The sequence below is a fragment of the Mariluticola halotolerans genome (assembly GCF_021611515.1).
Taxonomy (GTDB): Bacteria; Pseudomonadota; Alphaproteobacteria; order Rhizobiales; family Devosiaceae; genus Mariluticola; species Mariluticola halotolerans.
The window spans coordinates 2,927,947-2,946,694 of sequence record NZ_CP090960.1; the positions used below are offsets into that span (position 1 = coordinate 2,927,947).

At 58.5% G+C, this 18,748-nt stretch carries 18 protein-coding genes; 16 read left to right on the top strand and 2 right to left on the bottom strand.

Translation table 11 applies throughout. The annotated features are described in order from the left end of the window. Window positions 1–47: 47 nt before the first annotated feature. The gene (locus tag L1P08_RS13985) at window positions 48–794 is read left to right on the top strand and encodes a YebC/PmpR family DNA-binding transcriptional regulator (protein ID WP_303617605.1); all 747 of its coding nucleotides are present in this window, start codon (window positions 48–50) and stop codon (window positions 792–794) included. A gap of 28 nt (window positions 795–822) precedes the next feature. On the opposite strand, the gene L1P08_RS13990 is transcribed toward L1P08_RS13985, so the two are convergent. Then, window positions 823–1,617 carry a GGDEF domain-containing protein gene (locus L1P08_RS13990; RefSeq protein WP_303617606.1) on the bottom strand — a complete coding sequence of 265 codons (795 nt, stop codon included), beginning with the start codon at window positions 1,615–1,617 and terminating at the stop codon, window positions 823–825. A gap of 167 nt (window positions 1,618–1,784) precedes the next feature. On the opposite strand from L1P08_RS13990, the gene ruvC reads away from it, so the two are divergent. The 14 genes from ruvC to L1P08_RS14060 all read left to right on the top strand — a co-directional run bounded on the left by ruvC (window position 1,785) and on the right by L1P08_RS14060 (window position 17,014). Beyond that, entirely contained in the window at window positions 1,785–2,291 is a 507-nt protein-coding gene (gene ruvC, locus L1P08_RS13995; RefSeq protein ID WP_303617607.1) for a crossover junction endodeoxyribonuclease RuvC, read from the top strand. Continuing rightward, the gene (gene ruvA / locus L1P08_RS14000; RefSeq protein ID WP_303617608.1) at window positions 2,288–2,905 is read left to right on the top strand and encodes a Holliday junction branch migration protein RuvA; all 618 of its coding nucleotides are present in this window, start codon (window positions 2,288–2,290) and stop codon (window positions 2,903–2,905) included. The genes ruvC and ruvA overlap by 4 nt, the downstream gene beginning before the upstream one ends. Beyond that, the gene (gene ruvB, locus L1P08_RS14005) at window positions 2,902–3,939 is read left to right on the top strand and encodes a Holliday junction branch migration DNA helicase RuvB (RefSeq protein WP_303617609.1); all 1,038 of its coding nucleotides are present in this window, start codon (window positions 2,902–2,904) and stop codon (window positions 3,937–3,939) included. The genes ruvA and ruvB overlap by 4 nt, the downstream gene beginning before the upstream one ends. A 1,293-nt stretch (window positions 3,940–5,232) precedes the next feature. Then, window positions 5,233–5,631 (top strand): tol-pal system-associated acyl-CoA thioesterase, encoded by a 399-nt coding sequence (gene ybgC / locus L1P08_RS14010; RefSeq protein WP_303617610.1) that lies wholly within the window; start codon window positions 5,233–5,235, stop codon window positions 5,629–5,631. A 181-nt stretch (window positions 5,632–5,812) separates the two neighbouring features. Continuing rightward, complete coding sequence (tolQ, locus tag L1P08_RS14015; protein WP_438268420.1) at window positions 5,813–6,523, top strand: protein TolQ; 711 nt, start codon at window positions 5,813–5,815, stop codon at window positions 6,521–6,523. After that, window positions 6,523–6,969: a protein TolR gene (gene tolR, locus L1P08_RS14020; RefSeq protein ID WP_303617611.1), complete on the top strand. Its 447-nt coding sequence runs from the start codon at window positions 6,523–6,525 to the stop codon at window positions 6,967–6,969. The genes tolQ and tolR overlap by 1 nt, the downstream gene beginning before the upstream one ends. 4 nt (window positions 6,970–6,973) lie before the next feature. Then, entirely contained in the window at window positions 6,974–8,008 is a 1,035-nt protein-coding gene (gene tolA, locus L1P08_RS14025) for a cell envelope integrity protein TolA (protein WP_303617612.1), read from the top strand. 41 nt (window positions 8,009–8,049) lie between these two features. Next, window positions 8,050–9,360 carry a Tol-Pal system beta propeller repeat protein TolB gene (gene tolB, locus L1P08_RS14030; RefSeq protein ID WP_303617613.1) on the top strand — a complete coding sequence of 437 codons (1,311 nt, stop codon included), beginning with the start codon at window positions 8,050–8,052 and terminating at the stop codon, window positions 9,358–9,360. Between the two features lie 155 nt (window positions 9,361–9,515). Continuing rightward, window positions 9,516–10,001, top strand: a complete 486-nt coding sequence (gene pal, locus L1P08_RS14035; RefSeq protein WP_303617614.1) for a peptidoglycan-associated lipoprotein Pal — start codon at window positions 9,516–9,518, stop codon at window positions 9,999–10,001. A gap of 149 nt (window positions 10,002–10,150) precedes the next feature. Further along, window positions 10,151–11,224, top strand: coding sequence for a tol-pal system protein YbgF (ybgF, locus tag L1P08_RS14040; protein WP_303617615.1), 1,074 nt, complete (start codon window positions 10,151–10,153; stop codon window positions 11,222–11,224). Beyond that, window positions 11,218–12,495 (top strand): tRNA lysidine(34) synthetase TilS, encoded by a 1,278-nt coding sequence (gene tilS / locus L1P08_RS14045; RefSeq protein WP_303617616.1) that lies wholly within the window; start codon window positions 11,218–11,220, stop codon window positions 12,493–12,495. Before ybgF ends, tilS begins: the two co-directional genes overlap by 7 nt. 134 nt (window positions 12,496–12,629) lie before the next feature. Continuing rightward, window positions 12,630–14,561, top strand: coding sequence for an ATP-dependent zinc metalloprotease FtsH (gene ftsH / locus L1P08_RS14050; protein WP_303617617.1), 1,932 nt, complete (start codon window positions 12,630–12,632; stop codon window positions 14,559–14,561). A gap of 157 nt (window positions 14,562–14,718) precedes the next feature. Then, window positions 14,719–16,062, top strand: coding sequence for a phosphoglucosamine mutase (glmM, locus tag L1P08_RS14055; RefSeq protein WP_303617618.1), 1,344 nt, complete (start codon window positions 14,719–14,721; stop codon window positions 16,060–16,062). A gap of 247 nt (window positions 16,063–16,309) precedes the next feature. Continuing rightward, entirely contained in the window at window positions 16,310–17,014 is a 705-nt protein-coding gene (locus L1P08_RS14060; RefSeq protein WP_303617619.1) for an outer membrane protein, read from the top strand. A 125-nt stretch (window positions 17,015–17,139) separates the two neighbouring features. On the opposite strand, the gene L1P08_RS14065 is transcribed toward L1P08_RS14060, so the two are convergent. After that, the gene (locus tag L1P08_RS14065; RefSeq protein WP_303617620.1) at window positions 17,140–18,297 is read right to left on the bottom strand and encodes a winged helix-turn-helix domain-containing protein; all 1,158 of its coding nucleotides are present in this window, start codon (window positions 18,295–18,297) and stop codon (window positions 17,140–17,142) included. A 151-nt stretch (window positions 18,298–18,448) separates the two neighbouring features. Between L1P08_RS14065 and L1P08_RS14070 the strand changes: the two genes are divergently transcribed. Then, window positions 18,449–18,616: a hypothetical protein gene (locus L1P08_RS14070; RefSeq protein ID WP_303617621.1), complete on the top strand. Its 168-nt coding sequence runs from the start codon at window positions 18,449–18,451 to the stop codon at window positions 18,614–18,616. Window positions 18,617–18,748: the final 132 nt, after the last annotated feature.

Sequence of the window (18,748 nt, forward strand, 5' to 3'; positions counted from 1 at the left end):
TTATAAGCGTCGCAAATTCGACGAAAACGGATGAACCAGGGGCATCAATGGCCGGCCATTCACAGTTCAAGAACATCATGCACCGCAAGGGCCGTCAGGACGCGGTGCGCTCGAAGCTTTTCTCAAAGCTCTCAAAGGAAATCACCGTTGCGGCAAAAATGGGCGCGCCGGACCCGGACATGAATCCGCGTCTGCGCCTGGCAATCAACAATGCCAAGGCCCAGTCCATGCCCAAGGACAATATCCAGCGGGCGGTCAACAAGGCCTCGATGGGTGATGTCGAGAATTATGACGAGATCCGCTACGAGGGCTATGGCCCCGGTGGCGTTGCGATCATCGTTGAAGCCCTCACAGACAACCGTAACCGCACGGCCTCCAATGTACGGGCCACCTTCTCAAAGAACGGCGGCGCACTGGGCGAAAGCAATACCGTTGCCTTCATGTTCGACCGGGTTGGCGAAATTGTTTATCCCGCCAGTGCCGGCGACGCGGATACCGTGATGGAAGCGGCGATTGAAGCGGGCGCCGATGATGTCGTCTCGGATGAAAACGGTCACACGATCTATTGCACTTTCGAGGCGATTGGCGATGTCTCCACCGCGCTGGAAAAGGCGCTGGGAGAAGCCGAATCGGTCAAGCCGATCTGGAAGCCGCAGAACGGCACCCCGGTTGATGCCGAAAAGGGGGCAACCCTGATGAAGCTGCTCGCCGCACTCGATGACGATGATGACGTGCAAAACGTCTATGCGAATTTCGAGATGAGCGACGAAGACATGGCGAAAATCTCCGACTAGCGCAAAACCTTTTGCCCGCCTTGCCCGATCAGCCGGTTGCGCCGGTCAGGGCAGGCGGCAATGGTCTTTTATCGTCTTTTACATGATCCAGCCGGGCGCGATTGCGCCCGTCCTGTTTGGCCGCGTAAAGCCGCTGGTCAGCCGCGCGATAGAGCATGGCGAATGCGCTCGGTTCCGTGGCGACAATGCCGCCTATGCTGACCGACAGGTCATGCCGCGCGCCATCAGGGGCAAAATGCGCGGCCGCCACCGCCTGGCGGATGCGTTCAGCGATCTGGCGCGCCTGGGCATCGTCTCCGCCCGGCAGAAAAGCGCCAAATTCCTCACCACCGATACGCCCCAGCATGTCGCCGGCCCGGATGGCAGACTGGATAGCGTCGGCAACGATGCCGAGCGCAATATCGCCCTGATCATGACCGAAGCGGTCATTCACCCGCTTGAAATTGTCGATATCGATGATCAGCAACGCGCAGGGGCGGTGCGGGGTGGCATATTGCAGGGCGATATCCACTGATGCGGTGAAGCCGCGCCGGTTCATGCAATCGAGCAGGCTGTCGGTATAGGCGAGCCGTTGCAGTACCCGGTTGTCCTCCAGCATCTGATAATGCCGGATCATGAAAAAGCCGGCCACGGGCACGGCCAGCAGCAATGGCAGAATCAGGGCCAGCAGAATGCCCGTGATCTCCAGATTGCCTGTAAAAACCAGCATGATCCCCGTGGCAATGAACGCTGAAATAACCAGCGTTCCCAAAGTGATAGCCAGTGTCCACAAAATCACGTTTGCCCATGCGATTGCGGGCAGTTTCGGAATTGGTCCAACCATTGCGATGCGTCCCCTTGCTGCCCCCGCGGCGAACCTAGTTTTGACCTGTGAACATGACCTTCCTTCAAAAGTTAAAATTTTAACGATCTGGTCAGGTTTTGGTGGATTTGTTTCTGGTTTGTTCACACAAGTCTTGGTAGGTTTGCCGGAGTTGAATAGGGTTGTTCATGGCAAATATTGTACGAATCATTGGCATTGATCCGGGCTTGCGGAAATGCGGCTGGGGCATAATCGAGAGCAATGGCAACAGGTTGCAGTTCGTGGCGGCGGGCACATTGACGCCACCGGTGCAGGGCGAGCTGGCCTATCGGCTGGCCTTCCTGTTCGAGGGGCTGACGGCCCTGATAAAAAAGTACCAGCCAGATGAAGCGGCTGTGGAAGAAACCTATGTCAACAAGGGTGCGCGCTCGGCGCTGCAACTTGGTCAGGCGCGCGGGGTGGTTTTGATGACCCCGGCAGCGCTCGGTTTGCCGGTGGGCGAATATGCGGCCAACCTGGTCAAGAAATCGGTGGTGGGCACGGGCCATGCGGACAAGAACCAGATTCAGCTGATGATCAAGACACTGCTGCCCGCGGCGGATTTCAACAGCGCGGATGCGGCGGATGCCCTGGCGATTGCCATTTGCCATGCGCATCACCGGCGCGATCTCAGGCTACAGGCGGTACGGGCATGATCGGTAAACTCAAGGGGATTGTTGACAGTTTCGGCGATGATTTCGTGCTGCTCGATGTGGGGGGTGTCTGTTACGAGGCGTTTTGTTCCTCGCGCTCGCTGGCAGCGCTGCCAAAACCGGGTGAGGCGGCAACGCTGTTTGTTGAAATGATCGTGCGCGAAGACATGATCCGGCTTTACGGCTTTTCCGGTCAGGCGGAGAAATCCTGGTTCCGCACGCTCACCGGTGTGCAGGGTGTGGGCGCGCGTGTCGCGCTTGCCATTCTCTCGGTGCTGACCTCTTCCGAACTGGCCAGCGCCATTGCCCTGCAGGACAAGACGGCGATTGGCCGGGCCAATGGCGTTGGTCCCAAACTGGCGCAGCGCATTGTGACCGAACTGAAGGGCAAGGCGCCCGATCTTGGTGCGGTGGATGCCGGGGCGCTCGGGTTGCAGACAGCGCTTGGTGATGGAGCTGCTGCCGGCAATGTCACCGATGCGGTGTCGGCACTCACCAATCTTGGCTATTCCAGCCAGTTGGCGTCCGGTGCGGTGGCGCGGATCATTGCCAGAGAGGGCGAAGATGTGCCAACCGAGAAACTCATTCGCCTTGGACTTCGGGAGTTGAGTAGTTGACGGATCTGACTTCGGCCGATGCGGGTCGTGACAGCGAGCTTGATGTGTCGCTGCGGCCCTCCGGTTTCGACCAGTTTGTGGGTCAGGAAGCGGCGCGGGCCAATCTGCAGGTGTTCATCGAGGCGGCGCGCCAGCGCAAGTCGGCGCTGGATCATGTGCTGTTTGTCGGCCCGCCGGGGTTGGGCAAAACCACGCTGGCGCAAATCGTGGCGCGCGAACTCGGGGTTGGCTTTCGGGCGACCTCCGGCCCGGTTATCACCAAGGCCGGTGATCTGGCGGCGCTGCTGACCAATCTTGAAGACCGCGACGTGTTGTTCATCGACGAAATTCACCGCTTGAGCCCGGCGGTCGAGGAAATCCTTTATCCGGCGATGGAAGATTTCCAGCTCGATCTGATTATCGGCGAGGGGCCGGCAGCGCGTTCGGTGCGGATTGATCTCGCCCGGTTCACGCTGGTTGCCGCCACCACCCGTGCGGGTCTTTTGACCACGCCCTTGCGCGACCGGTTTGGCATTCCGGTCCGGCTCAATTTCTATACGCCCGAAGAACTGGTCAAAATCGTCTCGCGGGGCGCGGGCCTGCTCGGCGTCGGCATGAGTGCCGACGGGGCGCTTGAAATTGCGCGCCGTTCGCGCGGTACACCGCGTATTGCCGGGCGGCTGCTGCGCCGGGTCACCGATTTTGCCCTTGTTGATGGCGCGCCCGAAATCAACGCGTCTGTAGCCGACAAGGCCCTGTTACGGCTCGATGTGGATGCGCGCGGCCTTGATCTGCTCGACAGGCGGTATCTCGATATCATTGCCGAGCATTATAATGGCGGCCCGGTCGGGATCGAAACCATTGCCGCCGCGCTTTCCGAACCGCGCGATGCAATTGAGGATATTGTCGAGCCCTATTTGATGCAGCAGGGCTTTATCCAGCGCACCCCGCGCGGCCGCATGATGACCGGCACCGCCTTCCAGCACCTCGGCCGCTCAGTGCCGCAAGGGTTCGTCGGCGGGCAGTCCGGATTGTTCGACGAACCGGAAAGCTGATCTTTAGCACCGCCGACGCGGCGCACTGGATTCCCGTTTTCGCAGGGAATGACGGAGTGGGTGTGGAACGCCCCAAACCCTCATCCCCCAGATCGTCACCCTCGGGCTTGACCCGAGGGCCCATGACCAACCATCCAGATTAGATGAAGGGCAGGTCAGTCCCAACCTTCCCGCACCACACTCCCACCCGTGGTTGCTGCCCAATCGCATGGGTACTCGGGTCAAGCCCGAGTATGACGATCGGAGATAGGACAACAAATGGCACGTCCCCCTTCCTTCTCCCTCGGGCCTGACCCGAGGGTCCATACGATATCGGCCACATCGCATGGATGCCCGGATCAAGTCCGGGCAAAAAGGGGTGAAGGGCTAGATCTCGCCCAAACCCAATCACAAATCCCTCGTCGTCATTGCGAGCGGCGAAGCCGCGCGGCAATCCAGAGCGGCACGCACATAACCCGGCGACCTTCTTCTCCCTCCCCCTTGTGGGGAGGGTTTAAGGGTGGGGGTTGGCCCAAAGGGCCAAACAAAGACTCTGCGATCTCTCCGCACAAACCGCGCTTGTGGCTCCACCCCACCCGACCCGGCTGTGCCGGGCCACCCTCCCCATCAAGGGGAGGGAAAACCACCGCCCCCCACAAAACTTATCGACGCCCCCCAAACCCCGTTTATCCTCATCCCACCTTTTCACATCACCGGCGCCGGCGCGACGAACGTCCGGGGTGAAGAGGGACCGGGTTCCTTGGGGGTCGCCTCAGGGAAGGCCAAAACTGTGCCGCGACCAGCCTGCCCCCGTTGGCAGGTGTACTTCCGAAAGGAAGCGGGGATGGGCCCCAGCGCTAGTAAGAGCACAGGCCACGCCAAAAACCCCGGTTGCATGAGACGGTGTATGTCTCATTTGTTTTAACTCTCAGACGGGCCATGCACCGTCTCATGCCGCCTGATTATGGACACCGTTGGGTCTTTGGGCCTGACGGGGGCTTTGGGGTGCGCGCGATTACTGCGACCGCATTCTCTCCCCACCCCCATCGTCATCCCCGCGCAGGCGGGGATCCAGTGCACCGCGTCGGCGGTGCGAGGGATGTCTTTCGCGGGCAGGACTGCCCGCTGCTGGATTCCCGCCTGCGCGGGAATGACGGGGCGGGTGCGGCAGGCGTTGCGCTTTCAGCGAAAACCTGCCGCAAAAATCAAACCTGTCATTGACTTGGCCCGGCGCACTCATGACTCTTGGCAGCGGAAAACGGAGACGATTGATCCCATGATTTTTGCCCCCATCCCTTCAAGGGAATTGCCCCAATGAGCGCCGTATTCGAATTTCCGGTGCGGGTCTATTACGAAGATACCGATTTTTCCGGCAATGTTTATCACGGGGCCTATGTCAAATTCTTCGAGCGCGGCCGTACCGAATGGTTGCGGGATCTCGGGGTGCATCATTTTGAACTGGCCGAGCAGGGGCTGGCCTTTGCCGTGCGGCATATGGAAGTTGATTTCATTCAGGCCGCGCATATCGATGATGCGCTGGTTGTCACCACTGCGGTCGTCACGATGAGCGGGGCGCGGATTGTGCTTGATCAGGCGATTTATCGCGACGGGGTGCAGTTGGCGGGGGCGCGGGTGACGATTGCGGTGATCAATGCGGCGGGGCGGGCGACGCGGATGCCAAAAATACTGCAGGCGCTATTTCGCACCCCTTGAATCGATTATTAACCCTTCATTGACCATAATGGGATGAGAGATGGCGCGGGTGCGGTGGAATGCACGGCAATCGGTGGTGTTTCTCTTAAATTTGACAAAATTCGACGCCATGCGACGTATGGGGCATGGCTAAGGCCGGTTGGCGGTCACGCTGGCGGTCTTGCGGTAAAGGTTGGAATTCATGGAAAGTATGGATGCTGTAAGCGCAGCGGGAGAAGTCGACTTCTCGTTGCTGGCGCTGTTTTTTCAGGCGGATTGGGTCGTCAAGCTGGTCATGCTTGGGCTGTTGGGCGCGTCGGTCTGGTCGTGGGCGATCATTATCGACAAATCCATGCTGTATAACCGGGCGCGCCGGGCGATGAACCGGTTCGACAAGACCTTCTGGTCCGGCCAGTCGCTTGAAGAATTGTATCAGACGCTGTCACAGCGCACCGTGACCGGTCTTGATGCAGTATTCGTTGCAGCGATGAAGGAATGGAAACGCAGTCACGAGCAGAACGCGTCCTCGCCGATCGGCTTGCAGGCCCGGCTTGAGAAAGTGCTCGATGTTGCCATTGGTCGCGAAAGCGATGTGCTCGAGAAAAATCTCGGTTTTCTGGCAACTGTTGCCTCCGCTTCGCCCTTTGTGGGCCTGTTCGGCACGGTATGGGGCATCATGAATGCTTTCCAGTCGATCGCCGGTTCCAAAAGCACCAGTCTGGCCGTTGTGGCGCCGGGCATTGCCGAGGCGCTGTTTGCCACAGCCCTTGGCCTTCTGGCCGCTATTCCCGCAACCATTGCCTATAACAAATTGTCCTCGGATTCAGGCAAGCTGACCGCCCGGCTGGAGAGTTTTGCAGACGAGTTTTCAACGATCCTGTCACGGCAACTTGAAGCGCGGAGCAAGCGCTGATGGGTATGTCCGTTGGAGCCGGTAAAACCGGACGCCGCCGGGGCCGCAGAGGCCGTTCCGCGCCCATGTCCGAAATCAACGTCACCCCGATGGTTGACGTCATGCTGGTGCTGTTGATCGTTTTCATGGTCGCAGCACCCTTGCTGACTGTGGGTGTGCCAATCGATCTGCCCGAGACACAGGCCAAATCGCTCAACACGGAAGCCAAGCCAATCACCGTGTCCGTGACGCCAGAGGGGCAGGTCTATTTGCTTGAGGATGTGGTGCCAGTGGAAGAACTTGTGGCCCGGATCAACGAGATTGCCGTCAACGGCACCGATGAGCGCATTTATGTGCGCGGTGATGCCAGTGCTGGATATGGCACGGTCATGCAGGTCATGGGTGCCCTGTCGGGTGCCGGCTATTCCAAAATCGGTTTGATCACCGAGCAGGTACAGGGGCAGTGAGCCCATGCGCGCGGGATTAACCGCTTCCGCTGTTCTTCATGTGGCGCTGATCGTCGTCGGGGTTGTGGGCCTTCATGGCGGCCAGCCTCTGGAACCGGAAGAAATCGAATCCATTGCAATCGACCTGGTGCCGGTGGAGGCCTTCTCCAACATTCGCGCCGGCACGCTCGAGAGCGACGTGATCGAGACAGATGCGCCCTCCGTCGTCGATACGCCGGAGCCGGCGCAGCTGGCCGAGCGCACGGGCAATACCGAGGAAGATCAACCCAAGCCGGAGGTGGCTGATACGCCAACCCCGGCACCGACCGTGCAAACAGCACCGGAGCCTGCCGCACGGGTTGAGCCCGAACCGGAACCCCAGCCCGAGCCTGAGCCGGTGGTGATCCCCGAGCCGCAACCGGAACCAGAGCCTGCCGCTGCGCCTGAGCCGGCCCCGGTTGAGCCGCAGCCTGTTGTGCCCGATCCTGTGCTGGCGGCGACGCCGGATGTGAGTGCCGAGCCAAAGGAAGCGGTGCCGCAACCGGTCATCAAGACGGCCTCGATTGACCAGAAGCGGGCCGAGTTCAAACGCAAGCAGGAAGAAGAAGCCAAACAGCGCGCGGCAGAGCGGGCTAAAGAGCAAGCGGAAAAGGCCAAGGAGGCCGACCGTATTTCCGACATTATAAATGCCGAAGATTCACGCGGTGGCACAACCGGCACGGGCGGGCAGGCGACAGCGGGCAAACCCACCGGGCAGGCGTCACGATTGACCCAGTCCGAACGGGATGCACTGGCCGCGCAAATGCGCAAGTGCTGGAACCCGCCGCTGGCGGCCTTGTCGGAGCCGGGTTTGACAGTGCGGCTGATCGTTGATCTCAATCGGGATGGATCAGTTGCGGGCACGCCGCGTATACTTTCGCAGATCACCTCGCCTCTGGTGCAGACCACGGCGATGGCGGCACAGCGGGCGGTGATGCGGTGCGGGCCTTACCGGCTGGCGGCAGACAAATATGACGAATGGAACCAGGTCGATGTTACCTTCGACCCGCGCGATTTGTAAAAATGACGGCTGAGCCAAGAGGCTGCAGCATGGAGAGACAGATGAATTTGATCACACGGCGTACCGCGCTGAAACTGGGTGCCGCAGGCGTTGCAACACTTGCAGCGGCCGGCCCTGCCGCAGCTCTGGTGAAGATCACGGTGACCGGCGGCGATTTTGTGCCGCTGCCGATTGCCGTGCCGGATTTCGCGTCCTCCGATCCCGCTTTCGGGCGCGAAGTGACCGAGATCGTTCGCGCCAATCTCAAGCGTTCGGGCCTGTTTTCAATCATTGACCCCGCGTCCCTGCCGCAACAGGTGGGCGATATCAATGCCGCACCGGCCTTTGAAAGCTGGCGCGGGACTGGGGCCGATGCGCTTGTCATGGGGCAGGTCGACCGGTTGGGGCAGGTGGAATCCTCGGTGCGGGTCTGGGACACGCAGGCCGCCGCGCAGGTGGTTGGCAAATCCTATGCAACCGATTCAAGCAGCTACCGGCGCATTGCCCATCAGGTTTCCGACGCCATTTACACCTCGCTGACCGGTGAAGGCGGTTATTTTGATACCCGCATTGTTTATGTGTCCGAAAGCGGTCCGAAGGCCAATCGCGTCAAGCGTCTGGCGATCATGGATCAGGATGGTGCCAATGTGCAGTATCTGACCCAGGGTAAAACCCTGGCGCTGACGCCGCGCTTTTCGCCCTCGAGCCAGATGTTGAGCTATATGAGCTTTGACGATGGCAATCCGCAGGTCTACCTGCTCGATCTGGCCAGTGGCCAGCAGCAGCGTATCGGCTCATTTGGCGAAATGACCTTCTCGCCGCGCTTCTCGCCCGATGGGCGTTCGGTGGTATTTTCTGTCGAGCAGGGGGGCGCGACCAATCTCTACTCGCTGCCGATCGGCAGCCAGCAGCCGCAGCAATTGACCAGTGGTGCGGCGATCGATACTGGCGCATCCTATTCACCTGATGGGGCTCGGATCGTTTTTGAATCCGATCGCGGCGGTTCGCAGCAGATTTACATGATGGGCGCCTCAGGTGGCGGGGCACAGCGCATTTCCTATGGCGATGGTGCCTATTCAACCCCGGTCTGGTCGCCCAAGGGCGATCTGATTGCCTTTACCAAGCAACAGGGCGGACAGTTTCATATTGGCACGATGCAGCCGGATGGCTCCGGGGAGCGGGTTCTGGTCTCCAGTTACCATGCCGAGGGGCCGACCTGGGCACCCAATGGCCGGGTGATGATGTTCTTTAAAGACCCCGGCGGCAATGACGGCCCGCGGCTTTATTCCGTTGATATCTGGGGCCGGAACGAGCAGCAGATATCAACCGAAACCTTCGCATCGGACCCGGCGTGGTCGCCTTTGCTTACCTGAGCGCACAACCTTGGGGCAAACGAGGTGGAAAACTGCGGAATTTGCCCCAATTCGGACAGATTGACCCGCGATTAACCATAATCAGCAACGGGGGCTTAAGATAACGCATGGTAAATACTGCAGCTAAATTTCTCTTCTCTTGGAGTACTCATTCAATGCGTTATGTGGCGCCTACCTTAACTTTCCTGCGTAGCCTGGCGCTGGTGGCACTTGTGGTCACCGTTGCCGCTTGTGCGCGCAATCCGGCAGACAGTGCCAATGGCGGTATCGGCGGCAACGCCACGCCGGGCAGCCAGCAGGAATTCCTGGTGGCCGTTGGCGACCGTGTGTTCTTTGAAACCGATTCCTCGGTGGTGACTGCCGAGGGGCAGGCAACGCTCGACAAGCAGGCCGCATGGCTGAGCCGTTATTCCCAGTACCGTGTGATGATCGAGGGTCATGCCGATGAACGCGGCACCCGCGAATACAATATCGCGCTTGGGGCCCGTCGTGCTGCTGCCGTGGTCAACTATCTGGTCAGCCGGGGCGTAAACCAGTCGCGGATTTCTTCCAAATCCTTCGGCAAGGAACGGCCGGTGGCCATTTGTAACGATATTTCATGCTGGTCGCAGAACCGACGTGCGGTGACCGTCATCAACTAATCCGGTTCAAGTTAACTGGAGGCAATAGCGCCGGGTATCACTTTGTGGTCCCGGCGCTTTCTTTTGACCAAATTGCATCTTATCTTTGTGCAGCATGTAATGCGGCCGCTTCAAAAGGCGGCACAGGAATTGGAGACAAGGACGTGCAAATGAATTTCTTGAAAAGCCCCCGGCGCCTACGCGTCGGGATTGCGGGGATGCTGCTGGCGCTTGTATCGACCAGCGCTATCCCGGCCGCCAACCCTGTCAGCGATGCTGCGCGCGTGGAAAGCCTTGGCATCGCGGCGCAACAGTTGCAGCGTCAGGTTGATGATCTGGGTCTGGCCCTCAACAGTTTCGCGCCCGTTCCGCGCGCAGATATTGGCGCGGAAAAGCCGATCCTTGTGGCACAATCGAGCCGTGATGTTGCCTCGATCAATGTGCGGCTGGGGCAGCTGGAAGAGCAGATCCGGATCTTGACCGGTCAGGTCGAGGGCCTGCAATTTCAGATGACCCAGATGCAGACGCTGATCGAGCGGATGCAGGAAGATTATGAATTCCGTTTCCAGCAGCTGGAGGGCACCCCCTCGGGAAAAACTGAGGCGGCACCCCAATCCGGTAGCGATATGCTTTCCGGCGGGTTGCCGCAGAACCAGGATTTCATGTCGCCGGACAGTCTCGATCTCACAGGCCCCGACATGCTTGACCTTGAAGCACCTGAAACGGCTTTCGATCATCTGGTGGATGGGGATGTGCTGGGCGCACCGGAGCGCACATTGGGCACGTTGTCGGGCGATGACCTTCGATTGGAAGGGCAGCCGCTTGACCTGAATTTTGGTGACGGGGGTCTTGTCACCGAAAGAGACGCCAATGCACAATATCAGGCAGGCTATGACGCGGTTGTGCGGGGCGACTATGCTTTTGCTGAAGATCAGTTCCGGCAATTTATCGGCTTGTTTCCGGATCACCCAAGAGCGCCTGATGCCACCAACTGGCTGGGTGAAGCGCTGATTTTGCGCGGCGCGCATGACGAGGCGGCGGATATTCTTCTGACCGGCTTCCAGTCGTATCCCACGTCTCAGCGGGCACCGGATTTGTTGCTCAAGCTGGGGGTGGCGCTTGCCGGTGCCGGTGAACATGATACGGCCTGCCGTACTTTTGGCGAGGTGCAACGGCGCTTTCCCAATGTTTCGGCCAGCTTTAATGCGCGGTTGAGCGACGAAATGGGCAAGGCTCAGTGCTAACTCCCATTCATCGGGATGAAGATTTGCTGGATGTGGCGGCACTGTTTGCGCCATTGGCGGACTACCGGCATGTCGGCATTGCTGTGTCCGGCGGCCCCGACAGTCTGGCCCTCATGTTGTTGGCGACGAAATGGGCCGCACAGGCGGCGGCGCCCGTACGGCTTGTTGTTTATACCGTTGACCACGGCCTGCGTCCAGAAGCGGCGGCCGAGACGACCTTTGTTGCCGATATTGCGGCAAAGGCCGGTCTCAAGGTTCGTGTTCTGCGCTGGGAAGGCGACAAGCCGAAAAGCGGTTTGCAGGCTGCGGCGCGGCAAGCCCGGTACCGTCTGATCGGATCGGCCATGGCTGAGGATGGTGTCGAGGTGCTGATGACCGGGCATCATGCGCATGATCAGGCGGAGACGGTGCTAATGCGTCTGGCGCATGGGAGCGGGCTCACCGGGCTCGGGGCGATGGGGCCGTTCGGCATGGTCGAGGGTGTGCGCGTTTTCCGCCCCTTACTGGGGGTTGAACCCCGGTCATTGCATGCGCCGGTCAGCGCGGCCGGGATTTCGGCCATTGCCGATCCTTCCAACACAAATGCGGATTTTGAGCGGGTGCGCTGGCGGGATGCGCTGCCGGTCCTGTCCGGGCTTGGGCTTGATGCGGGGCGGTTTGCCTTGTTCTCAAAGCGGGCACGGCGCGCGGATCAGGCATTGCAACAAATGGCGCAGGAAGCGTTTTCCAATATTGGCGTGAGCGATGGCTTCGGGGTTATCCGCATCGATCGTCCCGCCTTTGCGGCATTGGCGGGGGAATTGCAGGTGCGCGTGATGCGCATGGCGTTGAATGCCGCCGGGGGTGCGCAAAAACCATTCGGATTGCAGCAGGTCGAAGCGCTGGTTGACCGTTTTGCTGATCCGCAATCGACCGCACAGGTAACATTGATGGGATGCGCCATCACCTGTGCGCCACTGGAGCTGTTGTTTTTGCGCGAACCCATGCGGGTGTCGCAGGTCGTGCAACAGCTTGGCCCCGGGGAACGTCTGCGCTGGGACCGGCGGTTTGACATCGTCAATGGTCCTGCCGGTTCAATCGATATCCGTGCCGGCGCGGATATTACCCGGCAGCAGGCGGAGACGGTGCTTGGGCAAGCCGTGCCCGTGCCAATGGCCGCGATCCATGCCGCACCTGTGGTGCGCCGCGAGAACGGCGACATTGTCGCGATTGGTGCCGTGGCGCTCGACCACACCCTGAACCTCCGGTTTGTGGGTGCGTTGGCGGGGTGAGTGGCAGAAAATGCCCGAAATGTGAAAATCGGTTAGTCATGCGTCAATAGCTGCCCTTGTATCGCCTTACTGAGCGCCTTACATTCGAGGCTGACCGCCGGATATCCCGTTCCGGCCTTCCAGGAAAAAAATTAATGAACGGCAATTTCCGTAACTTCGCCATTTGGCTCGTAATCTTGTTCATGCTGATGGGCTTGTTTTCTGTATTCCAGTCGTCCACGCGGTCGGTGTCGGTCACGGACAGGAACTACAGCCAGTTCATCTCTGATGTGGACACCGGCAAGGTTTCCCAGGTGACAATCGTTGAAAACGTTGTGTCTGGCACTTTGGCCGATGGCACACAGTTTGAAACAGTGCTGCCTGAAGGCGCGGATGTGGTGAGCCGGCTTGAGTCGCGGGGCGTGCAGATCACGGCGAAAGAGCCTGAATCCAGCCCGTTCTGGACGATCCTTCTTTCTTCCTGGTTGCCGTTCATCGTCATCATTGGTGTCTGGTTCTTCTTCATCCGGCAGATGCAGGGTGGCGGACGTGGCGGCGCAATGGGCTTTGGAAAATCGCGGGCAAAACTGCTGACTGAAACTCAGGGCAAAGTCACGTTTGAAGATGTGGCTGGTGTGGATGAGGCCAAGCAGGACCTTGAGGAAATCGTTGAATTCCTGCGTGACCCCGGCAAGTTCCAGCGTCTGGGTGGCCGTATTCCGCGCGGTGTGCTGCTTGTTGGCCCGCCGGGTACCGGTAAAACGCTTTTGGCGCGCTCGGTTGCGGGCGAGGCCAATGTGCCGTTCTTCACCATTTCCGGTTCCGACTTTGTGGAAATGTTTGTGGGTGTCGGTGCGTCGCGCGTACGTGACATGTTTGAACAGGCGAAAAAGAACGCGCCCTGCATCATCTTTATTGACGAAATCGATGCTGTCGGCCGTCAGCGCGGTGCCGGTCTCGGTGGCGGCAATGACGAGCGCGAGCAGACCCTCAACCAGTTGCTGGTTGAGATGGATGGTTTTGAGGCCAATGAAGGCGTCATCCTGATTGCTGCAACCAACCGTCCTGACGTTCTTGATCCGGCGCTGCTGCGCCCGGGCCGCTTTGACCGTCAGGTCGTCGTGCCCAATCCCGATGTGTCGGGCCGTGAAAAGGTCCTCAAAGTGCATGTGCGCAAGGTGCCGCTGGCCCCTGATGTTGATCTCAAGGTTCTGGCGCGCGGTACCCCCGGTTTCTCCGGTGCCGATTTGATGAACCTCGTCAACGAAGCGGCCTTGCTGGCGGCACGGCGCAACAAGCGCTTTGTCACCCATGCCGAGTTCGAGGATGCCAAGGACAAGATCATGATGGGTGCCGAACGGCGCACCCTTGCCATGACTGATGATGAAAAGAAGCTGACGGCCTATCATGAGGCCGGCCACGCGCTGATCGCATTGATGGTCACCGGTATTGATCCCATTCACAAGGCGACGATCATCCCGCGTGGCCGCGCGCTGGGCATGGTGATGACCCTGCCCGAAAATGACAACTACTCGTTCAGCCGTGAAAAGGCGCTGTCGCGTCTGGTCATGCTGTTCGGTGGGCGTGAGGCTGAAATCTATAAATTCGGTCCCGAAAAAGTCACCAGCGGTGCCTCAGGCGATATCCAGATGGCGACCAGCCTTGCCCGTTCCATGGTAATGGAATGGGGCATGTCCGAGCGGCTGGGCCGGGTGCGCTACAAAGCCAATGAACAGGAAGTGTTCCTTGGTCATTCCGTCACACAGTCCAACCATATGTCCGACGAGACCGCCAAGGTCATCGACGAGGAAGTGCGCAAGCTGATCGAGGAGGGCGAACATTCTGCCCGCAAACTGATCACCGAGAATGCGGACAAGTTCGAAGCTATCGCTCAGGCCCTGCTTGAATATGAAACGCTGACGGGCGATGAATTGCGGGCGCTGATGGAAGGCAAACCGCCGATCCGTCCCGATGACACGGATGTTTCCGCACCCAAATCAACTGGCGTGCCCAAGGCTGGCAAGTCTGCCAAGAAGAAGCCGGGTCCGGAAACGGATGGTGGCATGGAGCCGCAGCCTGAGGGTTGAGCTGATTTTATAAAAAGTGGAAAAGCCGCCCTCGGGCGGCTTTTTGCCATTTCGTGGGTATAGCTTTGGGCGTTAACCGTGTTCGTTAAAGCGTTCATTGCTTTCGTGTGATTTATTACAAATACCAACCAAATTACTGCAGCTGAGGGTGCTCGAGATGGCGCGGAAATATTTCGGAACCGATGGAATTCGCGGGCTGGCGAATGGCGAGAAGCTGACACCAGAGCTGGCACTTAAGGTTGGCATGGCGACGGGGCTTGCGTTCCGGCGCGGCGATTATCGGCACCGGGTGGTGATTGGCAAGGACACGCGACGTTCAGGCTATATGATCGAGGCGGCGCTGCAGGCTGGGTTCACGGCTGTGGGTATGGATGTTTTCCGGCTCGGGCCGATGCCGACGCCGGCTGTGGCCATGCTGACCCGGTCATTGCGTGCAGATATCGGGGTGATGATTTCCGCATCCCACAACCCGTTTGACGATAACGGCATCAAGATTTTCCGGCCAGATGGCTACAAACTGTCCGATAGCGTTGAGCGCGAGATCGAGGAATTGCTGGAAAGCGATTTGTCGGCGCGGCTGGCGCAGGGACGCGGCATTGGCCGGGCCAAGCATATTGATGAGGCGGGTACGCGCTATGTTGAATATGCCAAGCGCACCTTGCCACGGAATGTGGATTTTACCGGTCTGCGGATCGTGGTCGATTGCGCCAATGGTGCCGCCTACAAAGTGGCACCGGAAGCGCTGTGGGAGCTGGGTGCCGAAGTGTTCCCCATCGGGGTGGATCCCGATGGCTTCAATATCAATGACAAGGTCGGCTCGACCTCGACAGAGGCCGTGTGCGCCAAGGTCAAGGAATTGCGTGCAGACATTGGTATCGCGCTGGACGGTGATGCCGACCGGGTGATTATCATCGACGAGAAGGGTGATGTCGTTGACGGCGACCAGTTCATGGCTGTGATCGGCCATTCCTGGGCGCAACGCGGCCTTTTGCAGGGCGGGGGCATTGTGGCCACCATCATGTCCAATCTCGGGCTTGAACGTTACCTCAATTCAATCGACCTGACGCTTGAGCGGACCCAGGTTGGCGACCGTTATGTGCTTGAAGCCATGCGTGCCAAGGGCTTCAATGTGGGCGGTGAGCAATCCGGTCATATCATTCTCTCCGACTTCACCACGACCGGCGATGGTCTGGTCGCAGCGATGCAGTTGCTGACCGTGTTACAGGAACAGAGCCGGCCCGTGTCCGAAGTGTGCAATCGCTTCGAAAAAGTGCCGCAGCTGATGAATAATGTCCGGTTCCGGCAGGGCAAGCCGCTTGATAACAAGCAGGTCAAGCAGGTGATTGCCGAAGGCAATTCCCGCCTTGAAGGCAAAGGACGGCTGATTATTCGCGAAAGCGGCACCGAGCCGGTTATCCGGGTTATGGGTGAGGGAGACGACGAGGGATTGGTTGCCGCCATTGTGCGCGATATCGCCAATGCCATCCGTCAGGTCGCCTGACCGGCTTTTCTGAAATCGTACATATCTGATGAACGCCGCCCGGTTTTGTGCGGCGTTTCTCGTTAGCGAAATCCTTTGCAAAACGTGAAGAAATCCTTGCTGAATTGTTAACGCTTTTGATGGCAAAAAGGTTATGGATTTCAGATGATTAGGGTTAAGTCTTTAGGTTAAGTGGCCATTAAGAATATATCGGCATAATCCGCTCCTGATCCACCCCAACACGTGGCAAATGCGAAGGAACGAGATAATGCGCAAGCTGAAAGCAGTGGTCATGTTGGCCGTAGCCGCCCTGCTGGCTGCCCCGGCCTATGCCGCCGACTACCCCCAATATCCGCCGATCGATATTCCCGATCTTCCCCCGGTTGATTATGGACTTGCTGGTTCATTCTACTTGCGCGGCAGCGTGGGCGGAAATGGCTGGTGGGCCAAGGACGCTGTTTATTGTAACTGTGCGGTCACGACCTTCGACACGCCGGGTTATGGTTACAGTTTGGGTGTCGGTGTCGGTTATGAAACCGGTGATGGCCTGCGCGCAGACGTCACGATCGATTATCTGAGCAATGGCGGGCTAACCACCGCGAACGGTTACAAAGTCAACCTGCGTTCGGGTCTCGCCCTTGCCAATATCTATTACGATATTCCGCTTGATGGCGGCTATTCTGCTGAAGGTGGTTTCGGCCTTTATGTCGGTGCCGGTCTCGGTGTTGCCAAGAATTATTCCGAAGTCATGAACGGCAGTTCCCAATACGCATGGGGTCATTCGCTTGAGGGTGCAGCGGCTCTCATGGCCGGTGTTTCCTATGATATGGGCAATATGGTCGCCGATTTCGGCTATCGTGGCATCTACATGAACAAGGTCATGAGCCAGCCTGCAAATCTGGGCAATGCCTACCTGATCAGCGACAACTTCATTCATGAAGTGCGCGGCACGATGCGTTACCGCTTCAACTAGGCGGGCACAACGAGCGGCGGACCTGAGATATGGTCCCCTGAAAACGGCGTCCAGAAGGGCGCCGTTTTCTTTTGGTATTGTCCAAAAGTGTCTATGCGGTCAGCAATTCAAGGCCCGGCGTCTTACTAGTTTCCTAGTTGAAAGCGCTCGAAGCGCCCGAGAGCCGCCTCAATGACTGCCTTGTGCCCGATATCGCCCGGGTGGATCCAGTGCCAGGCCTGGATCAGCAATTCATTGTTTTGCCGGTCGGTTTTGAGGTCGAGTGCTGCAACTATTTTGTCACCAATGAGCACCGGCAGTGTGAAATAGCCCAGCTTGCGCTTTTCCTTGGGCAGATAGGCTTCAAACAGGTGCTCATAACCAAAGAATGCCTTGGCGCGGGCGCGTTGAATAACAAGCGGGTCAAACGGCGACAGGATGTGCGCCAGCGTTGCTGGCATTGTTGGCGTTTCCAGCGTTTGTGGCCGGGTCCAGTAAGTGTCGCGCGCGGGCCCTTCTATGCTGACTTCAACCAGGTCCTTGGCACGGACGCGTTGTTCAATGGCTTTGGCAATGCCGGGTTTGGCTTTGGCGTTCAGATAACAGACCGATTGCAGGCTGATGATGCCCTGGGCGCGCAGGGCGCGGTCGATAAGATAGTGGTTTATCTGTGCGGGTGTTGCGGGCTTTGGTGCCTTGTCCCAACCAAAATGTCGCTCGGTCAGTTCATAGGTTTTGAGCATGCCATCCCGGCGTGCAATGACCACTTGTCCGTTGTAAAACGCGGCCTGCAATGCATGTTTGGATGGTTTTTTGGATGCCCAGGGGTGGTCTTTTTCCACCAGCTTGTCATCCTTGATATCTGAAATGGCGAGTGGACCATCGTCCTTTATGCGCCGCAGCACCTTGCGCAAATCCCGGGGCGCAACGTTTGCCGCCCAGCCCGTAGGCTGCTTGCGATGTTGCTTCATAGCGCCAATGAAGAACGGGAAGTCTTCGATCGCGATGTAACTGAGGGCATGGGTCCAGTACTCAAAAACCGTTTTCGCGTCTGTTTGCGCGGCATGCAGATCAGTGCGGCGATAGGCGGGGATGCGGGTTTGCAAAATATGATGGTGGCAACGTTCGATGACGTTGATGGTATCAATCTGCACATAGCCAAGATGGGCGACAGCCTTCTGAACGGCATCTGGTCCGGTGCCAAATGGCTCTTTTTCCGTCAGGCGTTGCGCGTGCAACCAAATCGCGCGCGCTTCAGCCAAAGGCAGGGATGGCGGAGCGGATGATCGGCGTGCGGTTGGCATGGCAGCATCTATGGTATTGTTGATAGGTCAGGCTTATCTGTTCAGATTCTCGTTTTGTTCGCAACTTGATCAGTGTTGATCCTTGTCAATGCATATGGCGGATGGATAACTCAACATGAGTTTGCGCAGCATAAAACTGAGGTAAAAGATCATGGACAAGGGTGTCAAAGTTACCCAGCACAGCTCCACAGGTATGCTGTGGTTCGTTGGCTGGCTATTCATGATCGGCTTTTTGAAGCTGGGTTTCTGGCAGGGCGTTTTCGCGTTTGTCGTATGGCCCTATTACATCGGTGTCTATTTCGCTGGCATTGCCGGATAGACAAATGGCTGATTGCAGCGGACAAATGCGATATTGCCAAACTTTCATTTGACTGTTTCCCGCAAGGGGCGTAATCCCCGCAGCGGGCCACCCATCCCCAACGATGGGCGCCTATCTGAAAGGATAGATGAC